At 69.1% G+C, this 8,455-nt stretch carries 6 protein-coding genes; 2 read left to right on the top strand and 4 right to left on the bottom strand.

The features are described from left to right. Positions 1-35: 35 nt before the first annotated feature. Positions 36-1,652 (bottom strand): ABC transporter substrate-binding protein, encoded by a 1,617-nt coding sequence (locus K206_RS0110825; RefSeq protein WP_020202431.1) that lies wholly within the window; start codon positions 1,650-1,652, stop codon positions 36-38. A gap of 88 nt (positions 1,653-1,740) precedes the next feature. Then, the gene (locus K206_RS0110820) at positions 1,741-3,090 is read right to left on the bottom strand and encodes an ArgE/DapE family deacylase (RefSeq protein ID WP_020202430.1); all 1,350 of its coding nucleotides are present in this window, start codon (positions 3,088-3,090) and stop codon (positions 1,741-1,743) included. Positions 3,091-3,268: 178 nt separating this feature from the next. Between K206_RS0110820 and K206_RS0110815 the strand changes: the two genes are divergently transcribed. Then, positions 3,269-4,867: a PLP-dependent aminotransferase family protein gene (locus K206_RS0110815; RefSeq protein WP_029043475.1), complete on the top strand. Its 1,599-nt coding sequence runs from the start codon at positions 3,269-3,271 to the stop codon at positions 4,865-4,867. A gap of 108 nt (positions 4,868-4,975) precedes the next feature. Next, positions 4,976-6,403 carry an FAD-binding oxidoreductase gene (locus K206_RS0110810; RefSeq protein WP_020202428.1) on the top strand — a complete coding sequence of 476 codons (1,428 nt, stop codon included), beginning with the start codon at positions 4,976-4,978 and terminating at the stop codon, positions 6,401-6,403. A gap of 144 nt (positions 6,404-6,547) precedes the next feature. Here K206_RS0110810 and K206_RS0110805 read toward each other — a convergent pair whose 3' ends face one another. Both K206_RS0110805 and K206_RS37990 read right to left on the bottom strand, forming a co-directional pair. After that, on the bottom strand, positions 6,548-7,843 hold the full coding sequence (locus K206_RS0110805; protein WP_020202427.1) for an HAD family hydrolase: 1,296 nt from the start codon (positions 7,841-7,843) through the stop codon (positions 6,548-6,550). 94 nt (positions 7,844-7,937) lie between these two features. Next, a partial coding sequence (locus tag K206_RS37990; RefSeq protein WP_020202426.1) for an ethanolamine ammonia-lyase light chain EutC occupies positions 7,938-8,455 on the bottom strand: 518 nt, incomplete at its 5' end.

Below are 8,455 nucleotides of genomic sequence, written 5' to 3'. Positions count from 1 at the left end.
CGCAGCGGAACCCGCGCGCGCCCGTCACGCACGACTCAGTTCTTCTCGATGGAAACGTTGTCGAACGACTCGTTCAGCCCGATCGCGGTGGTCACGAGGTTCTTGACGTTCTTGCGGTACAGCGTGGGGAACTCCAGCTCGAACAGGTTGCCGGCGGCCACTTCCGTCACCAGGATCTTCTGCACCTCGCTGTACAGCTTCTGGCGCTCGCCCGCGTCCAGCGCGACGCCGGCCTGGGCCCACAGCGCATCGGCCTGCGGGTTGCTGTAGCCCTGCACGTTGGCGAACGGCGTGCCCTTGACGATGTTCTTGGTCACGTAGAGCCGCTCCACGCCCAGCGCCGGATCGCCGTACTGGTAGGTGTAGGTGACGGTCAGGTCGAAGTCCCAGTTGCTCACGCGGCTGGACCACGTGCCGGCATCGGCCGACTCGATGCTGACCTTGAAGCCGAGCTGCTCGAGCATCTGCTTGGCGTACTCGTCGAGGCGGTCCCAGTTGGCGCCGTAGGAGGTCGACAGGATCTTGACCGGGTACTGGCCGACGTTGACGCCGGACTCCTTGATGAGGTCGCGCGCCTTCTTCAGGTTGAAGTCATAGGCCGGCATGTTCTTGTCGAAGAACAGCGTGCTCGAGGAGAACGGGCTCACCGCCGGCTTGCCCATGCCGAAGAAGATGTTGTCGACGATCAGCTTGCGGTTGAGCGCGTGCATCACCGCCTGGCGCACCTTGATGTTGTTGAACGGCGGCTTGCGCTCGTTCATCAGCATCGTGGACATCGGCGCGAACATCTCCCAGCCCTTGGTGGTGTATTCCACGTTGGGCAGCGCGCGCAGGCGCTTGACGTCCACGTTGTCGACGTCGCCGCCGCGCAGCACCTGCACGTCGCCCTTCTCGAAGGCCACCGCGCGCGAGGCCGAGTCCGGGATCACGTAGAACACCAGTTCGTCCAGGTAGGGCTTGCCCTTCTTCCAGTAGTTGGGGTTCTTGGCCAGCTTGATGTAGGCGCCCTTCTTCCATTCCTTGAACATGAAGGGGCCGGTGCCGATGGGCTTCTGGTTGGCCGGGTTGTTGCGGTAGTCGGTGCCGTCGTAGATGTGCTTGGGCATCATCGGCATGGTGCCGGTCTCGAACATCGAGATGAACGGCGGGAACGGCTCCTTGAGCTTGATCTCCACGGTGCTGTCGTTGACCGCGCGGATCGAGTCCATGTACTTGTTGATCACGGCGCGCGTGCGCACGTGCACCTCGCGCAGCATCTTGTCGATCGAGAACACCACGTCGGCCGAGGTGAACGGCTTGCCGTCATGCCACTTCACGCCCTGCTGCAGCTCGAAGGTGTAGGTCAGGCCGTCCGGCGAGATCTTCCACGACTTGGCCAGCTCGGGGCGCGGCTTGAGGTCCGGGCCGTAGGTCAGCAGGCCCTGGTAGATCTTGCCGGCGATGTACTGCGTGGGCGCCTGCGAGTTCATCGCGCTCACCAGGATCGGCGGCTCGGGCTGGACGATGCCGGACAAGGTGCCGCCCACGGTCTGCGCGGCGGCGCTGCCCGCGGGCAGCAGCACCGGCGCCAGGGCCAGGCCGGCGCTGGCCAGCGCCATCGACACCAGGCTTTTGCCAAAGCTCTTTTTCAGGTGTTGGGTGAAGGATTTCATCGGTCAGTTTCCTGTGGTAGTGATCGTGCTCTGCGGATACGGAAGGTACGAAAGACGATTGCTGCGGCTGCGGTGACTGCGTGGTGGCTCAGGCGGCGGCGGGCTCGACGCCGCACCAGTCGTGCATGAACTGCGCGAGCGTGGTGGCCACGCGCACCATGCTCTCGATGGAGACCGACTCGTCGATGCCGTGGATGTTGCGCGCCACCGGCCCGTAGCAGGTCACGGGCGTGTCCAGCATCATGCGGAAATGGCGCGCGTCGGTGGTGGCGGTGGAGGCTTCGTGCCGCACGGGCTCGCCGGTGGTTTTCCGGTGCGCGGCCGCGAGCGTCTGCATGCTGGCCACCTCCAGGTCGAACTCGCAGCCCGGCGCGTGGAAACCCTCGTAGCGGATGCCGAGCTGCAGGTTGCTGGCCAGGCGCGCGAGCGTGGCGCGCACACAGTCCGCCACGCGCGCCTTGGCGTCGTTGACGTCCATGTCCGGGAAGAAGCCGATGCGCACGCCCAGCGTGCAGGTGCACGGCACCGAGGAATTCCACTCGCCGCCCTGGATCTGGCCGATGTTGAAATTGACCGGGTGCGCGTGGTCGCGGTACGCGGCGGGCCGGTTCTGCGGCAGGTTCCACTCGGCCTCGAGGCGGCGCAGGTCGGCGATCACCTCGATGGCGGCCTCGACCGGGTTCACGCCGCTGGACATGTAGGCGGCATGCGCCGGGTGGCCGGTGAGATCGACGAACATCCAGAACACGCCCATCTGCGCGCTCATCAGGGTTTCGCCGAACGGCTCGGGAATCACCACGGTGTCGAACGAGGCCAGCTTGCCCGCGCCGACCGCGCTGCGCAGCGCGGCCACCGTGGCCAGCGCGCCGTTGCCGGTGTTCTCCTCCTCGAGCACGGAGTTGAAGCCGACCGCGCCGGCGGGCTGCACGCCGAGGTCCTTGAGCGCCTTGAACGCGGCCAGCGTGCAGACGATGCCGGCCTTCATGTCGCCCGCGCCGCGGCCGAACAGCCAGCCGTCCTCGACGAACGGCGCATACGGCGACTGGCGCCACATCGACTCGGGGCCGGTCGGCACCACGTCGAGGTGGCCGTTGAACAGCACCGAGCGCCCGCCCTTCGCCGCGGGCCGGTGCGTGGCCAGCAGGTTGTAGCGGCCGCCGTCGGGGCAGCACGGCGGCGAGAACAGCGGCAGGTCCTTGAGCGCCTCGCTGCGCAGGTAGATGTGCTCGGACGCCAGGCCGAGCTCGCGCAGCGCGCCTTCCATGAAGGCCACGGCGGGCTGCTCCTGGCCCGACGGGCTGGGCGCCGCCACGAAATCCGACAGCGTGCGCACCATGTACGGCTCGAGCGCGCGCACGGCGGCGGCGATGGCATCGGTTGTGAGCGCGGGAAGATCTGGCGTGGCGGCAATCGCGGCACTGCCGGCGGGACGTTGCATGGTGGCTCCACTGACTGGCCCGGCATGCGCGAGGGGGGCGCTTCCGGAGGGGGATCGAATCAGCCGAATCGGCAAGACGTCGTTCAAAAAAACGACGAACCCAACAAGATGTATCGAAAGTTAGCCGATCATTGGTACCATCGGTAGGTCCATGTTTCGCTTTTTAGCCGGTGCCACTTTGAAAGAGACCATTTTGTCGGAGCTGCTGCTGCAGCGTCTGGAAAGGCCCGCCGATGGTGCGGAAGACAAGAACGGCGCGCATATGAACCGCCAGCTCTACGAGATCATTCGGCAGGAAATCCTTGCTGGGTCTTTGGTTGCGGGTAGCAAGCTGCCCGCGTCGCGGCTCCTGGCGAAGGAGGTCGGGGTCTCGCGCAACACCGTGCTGTATGCCTACGAACAGCTCCTGGCGGAGGGTTACGTCACCGCATCGAGCGGAAGTGGCACCTTCGTGTCGCAGAGTTTTCCCGACCATAGTGCATTGCACAACGTTAGGGCGCAAAGTGGCACCATCACTGTGCCCGCAGCGCAGCAAAACCCGAACCGCTTCACGCTATCGCGGCGCGGCCAGCACCTGGTGTCGCATTCCGGTGCATCGGACCGGCAATGGGGCGCGTTCGTCGCGGGCGTGCCCGACGTTTCGCTGTTTCCGCACGCTGTCTGGGCACGCCTGCTCAACAAGCACTGGCGCGCGCCCAAGCCCGAACTGCTGACGTATGCGCACAACGGCGGCTACATGCCGCTGCGCCGGGTGCTGGCCGAGCACCTGCGGCTGGTGCGCTCGGTGCGCTGCGAGCCCGAGCAGATCATCCTGACCACCGGCATCCACCAGGCCATCGACCTGATCGCGCGGCTGCTCGGCGACCCCGGCGACAAGGCGTGGATGGAAGACCCCGGCTACTGGGGCACGCGCAGCCTGCTCAACAGCGCCGGCATCGAGACCATCCCGGTGCCGGTGGACGGCGAGGGCATCGCGCCCGACGCGGCCACGCTGCAGAACCCGCCGCGCTTCATCTTCGCCACGCCGTCGCACCAGTATCCGCTCGGCATGGTGATGAGCCTGTCGCGCCGGCGCATGCTGCTCGAATACGCGCGCCAGCGCGGCGCGTGGATCGTGGAGGACGACTACGACAGCGAATTCCGCTTCGAGGGCCGGCCGCTGGCCTCGCTGCAGGGCCTGGACGAGCACGACCGCGTGATCTACATGGGCACCTTCTCCAAGACGCTGTTCCCGGGGCTGCGCATGGGCTTCATGGTGCTGCCCAAGCCGCTCGCGCCGCATTTCGCCACGGGGCTGTCGGAGCTGTTCCGCGAGGGCCAGCTGATGCAGCAGGCGGTGCTGGCCGACTTCATCGAGGAAGGCCACTACGCCACCCACATCCGCCGCGTGCGCCAGCGCTACGCGCAGCGCCAGGGCCTGTTGCGCGAAGCCATCGCCGCGCGCCTGGGCGCGGACTGGCCGACCTCCACGCACGAGGCCGGCCTGCACATGGTGCTGCACCTGCCGCCCGGCGCCGACGACCTCGGCATCAGCATGGCGGCGCGCACGCAGGGCCTGACCACGCGGCCGCTGTCGCGCTACTTCGCCGACCCGGCCCGGGCCGCCAGCCAGGGCCTGCTGCTGGGCTACGCCTGCGTGCCGGACGACCAGATCGCGCCGGCCTTCCACAAGCTCGCCGAGGTGATCGAGCCCGCGCTGGAACACCTCGCGCGCACGCAGGCGCCGCGCCGCGCGGCCGCCGCGGCGATCAACCAGGAGGCGTGGAGCGGGGCGTAGCGCGGCCCGCGTGCGGCCGTGGCGCCATGCCGGGGGCGGCGATTGGCCCTTCCCGCTGCTTGCGGCCGTGGCCTAGTATTGCGGCTTTCGCATCGCCATCAGGCCGACATGACCGACTCCGATCCCGCACGCAAGGCGCCCGGCGCCATCCTCGGGGCGCTGGCAGCCCTGCTGGACGGCCCCGGCCTGCAGGCCGGCGACGCCATCGAGACGCGCTTCCGCAAGGACTGGTACGCGCCGCTGGGCGCGCCGCCGCTGGCCGTGGCGCGCCCGCGCGGCACCGCCGAAGTCGCCGCCGTGCTGGCGCTGTGCAACCGCCTGGGCCAGCCGGTGGTGCCGCAGGGCGGGCTCACCGGGCTGGCCGGCGCGGCCACGCCGCAGGGCGGCGAGGTGGTGCTGTCGCTCGAGCGCATGCGCGGCGTGGAGGAGATCGACGCGCAGGCCGGCACCATGACCGTGCTGGCCGGCACCACGCTGCAGGCCGCGCAGGACGCCGCGCGCGAAGCCGGCTGGCTGCTGGCGGTGGACCTCGGCGCGCGCGGCAGTTGCCAGATCGGCGGCAACATCGCCACCAACGCCGGCGGCAACCGCGTGATCCGCTACGGCATGATGCGTGACCAGGTGCTGGGGCTGGAGGCGGTGCTGGCCGACGGCACCGTGGTGTCCTCGCTCAACAAGATGCAGAAAAACAATGCCGGCTACGACGTGCGCCAGCTTTTCATCGGCAGCGAAGGCACGCTCGGCGTGATCACGCGCGCGGTGCTGCGCCTGGCGCCGCTGCCGGCCGCCACCCAGACCGCGCTGTGCGCGCTCGCGGGCTACGAGGACGTGGTGCGTCTGCTGCGCCATGCCCAGCGCGCGCTCTCGGGCCGCCTCAGCGCGTTCGAAGTGATGTGGGCCGATTTCTACGCGCTCGTCACCACGCGCGTGGCCGGCGTGCGCGCGCCGCTGCCCGCCGGCCATCCGTTCTACGTGCTGCTCGACCTGCAGGGCAACGACAGCGCGCAGGACGCGCCGGTCTTCGAGGCCATGCTGGAGTCGGCGCTGGAAGCGGGCCTGATCCAGGACGCGGCGGTCGCCGCCAGCCACAAGGAAGCCGCGAGCTTCTGGCTGCTGCGCGACGCGGTGGCCGAGTTCCCGACCATGTGGACGCCCAGCGTGGGCTTCGACGTCAGCGTGCCGATCGGGCGCATCGGCGAGTTCGCCGAGACGCTGCGCGCGCGCGTGCTGGCCGCGTGGCCCGGCGCCGAGATGATGCACTTCGGCCACGTCGGCGACAGCAACCTGCACTTCGGCGTGCGCCTGCCCGACATGGACGCCGCGGACTTCCCCGAGCACGACATCACCGACCTGGCCTACGGCGTGGTGCGGGATTTCCAGGGCAGCATCTCGGCCGAGCACGGCGTCGGCTTCCACAAGAAGCCCTACCTGCACTGCTCGCGCTCGCCCGAGGAACTGGCGCTGATGCGGCTGCTGAAGCGGTCGCTGGACCCGAACGGGATTCTGAGTCCGGGGCGGGTGTTCGATCTGGGGTGAAAGCGGGACAGGATACGCCTGTCGGCGCGCGAAAATCACCGACGGTTCGCTCCCCTCTCCCATGTGCACAGACCAGGAAGAGGGCCGGGCGCCCGCGCATGACGCAAGCGCGCACCTGGCGCAAGACGCCGGACAGCCCCCAGCCTACTTCAGCAACTTCCCTTCCTTCGCCCCCAGCGGCGTATGCGCCTGCGACGCCACGAACACGCCGGCGTTGTCGTCGCGGCCTTGCAGCAGGTACTTCGCATCCGCCTTGCCGTAGGTCTGCACCGCCACGCCGGAGAGCTTGCCGATGTCGCTGGCGCGCAGGCGGTTGACGATCAGCACGGCGCGGGTGTCGGCGAAGTCCTGCATCATGTTCTGGTCGCCCTCGCTGTCGCCGGCGACGAAGACCGGGCCGTAGCCGTAGCGCGACACCAGGAAGCGCTCGATGGTCTGCGTCTTGCCCTTGCCCTGCGTCTGCGCGTAGCCGCGGCGGAACTCGGGCTGGATCACGCCTTGCGCGTCGCGCTCGAGCTCCATCGCCAGCACGCGGTCGGCGGGATTGTTGTAGCCGTAGGCGGGATTGGACGAAATCTCCTTGACCACGTCGACGAACGAGGCCGAGCACACCCAGACGTCGAAGCCGGCCGCGCGCATGCGGGCGTAGAGGTCCTGCATCTCGGGCACCAGCCGCAGGCCGTTCTTCCAGTTCACCGAGACCACGCCGGCGCGGCCGGGCAGCGCGGCGGGGCTGGTCCACCTGACCTTCTCGATCGGCTGCCCGAGCTGCCAGGCGACGGTGTCGGCGGTCAGGCTGCGCACCTGCGCCTCGGTCATGCCGGCGAAGTGGTAGGTCACCCACGGATAGGCCACGGCGTGGTCGAAGCTGTCGCCGATGGCTTCGTACAGGTAGCGCATCTTGGCGACGAAGTTCTGGTAGTGCGGGCTGGCCTTGACCTGCTCGAGCGACTGGCTGCCCTTCAGGCCGCTGTAGTTCCGGTACAGCCAGGTGTAGCTCTCGATGATGTCGGGCGCCACCTTGTCGATGTCCACCGGCTGGCCGGCGGCGTTGTTGAACGGCGCGTTGAAGGCCTTGTGCGGGATGTTCAGGCGGATGGCGGTGTCGAGCTGCTGCGGCGTGGCGCCGAAGCGCAGGTTCTGCAACTGGTACACCAGCACCGCTTCCTCGATGTCGAGGAAGATGCTGGTGTTGTCCCAGTCGAACACCGCGTAGGGCGGCTTGCGCGCGTCGTAGCCGGGACTGCCCTTGCCGTGGGCGGCGATCAGCGCGTCGATGCGGGCGCGGTTGAAGGCGTCCCACCTGCCTTGCGCCAGCGGCTGCACCGCGCTCTGCGCGGCGGGGGCGCCGGCGCGCGGGTCTTGCGTGGCGCAGCCGCCCGCGGCGAGCGCGGCGGCGAGCAGGGTTGCGATCAGCAGGCTCTTTTGTTTTTGCTTCATGGCGATTTCCTCGTTTTCGTTGTCGTGGGTGCAGCGGGAAAAAAGGCGTCACGAAGCCGGCCGGCCGGAGCCGGCGGCTTGGTCGGGCGAGGGTTCACTCGGATGCGGGCAAGGCGTCCGGCGCGATGTCCGACGCGATGTCTGGCGGAGAGGGCGGCAGCGCAACCTCGCCGCTGTCGTCCTTCAGGTCCACGCCGCTGCGCCCGAGCGCCAGCGCGCCGCGCAGCAGGAAGGCGAGCTTGTCCGCCGCCTGCGCGTAGGGCAGCCCTTCGGGGCGCACGTTGGAGATGCAGTTGCGCTCGGCGTCGCTGCGGCCCGGGCGCGGCGCGTGGGTGAGATAGATGCCGAGGCTGTCCGGCGAGCTCAGCCCCGGCCGCTCGCCGATCAGCATCACCACCTGGCGCGCGCCGAGCAGGTGGCCGGCCTCGTCGCCGAGCGCCACGCGCGCCTGCTCGGCCACCACCACCGGACCGATGGACCAGCCCGGCAGGCGCGCGCGCGCGGCCAGCAGCAGCGGCACGCCGTGGCGCCCGGCGGCCAGCGCGGAGAGGCCGTCGGCGATCACGAACACCACGTCGGGTGCCTCGGCGGGGCGCGCCTGCGCCAGCCGCG

The sequence above is a fragment of the Cupriavidus sp. WS genome (assembly GCF_000395345.1).
Lineage (GTDB): Bacteria > Pseudomonadota > Gammaproteobacteria > Burkholderiales > Burkholderiaceae > Cupriavidus > Cupriavidus basilensis_B.
This window is presented reverse-complemented; position numbering and strand designations above follow the sequence as displayed.